The sequence below is a fragment of the Vibrio sp. 10N.286.51.E5 genome, assembly GCF_041469125.1.
Lineage (GTDB): Bacteria > Pseudomonadota > Gammaproteobacteria > Enterobacterales > Vibrionaceae > Vibrio > Vibrio crassostreae_C.
The window spans coordinates 1-224 of sequence record NZ_JBFRJZ010000156.1; the positions used below are offsets into that span (position 1 = coordinate 1).

Annotated in this window: 1 protein-coding gene; it reads left to right on the plus strand. The window is 58.0% G+C overall.

Annotated elements, in window-relative coordinates:
* Positions 1–224, plus strand: a 224-nt coding sequence (locus AB4161_RS23205; protein ID WP_133151357.1) for a cadherin-like domain-containing protein, incomplete at both ends; no start/stop codon positions are given.

Here is a 224-nt window from a genome sequence, read left to right on the forward strand (position 1 = left end):
AACTTGACGGTGACGCCAGTGAATGATGCGCCGGAGCTGACAGGCGATCTGTTGGGTGAAATGGATGAAGCAGGCAGCTACACCATCACGGCGGCAGATCTTGGCTACACGGACGTTGACGATACGGACACAGGCGTGAGCTTCACGGTCAGCAACGTGAGTAACGGCACAATCTTAGTGAACGGCGTCGCGTCGAGCAGCTTTACGGTGGCGCAGTTGGCGGC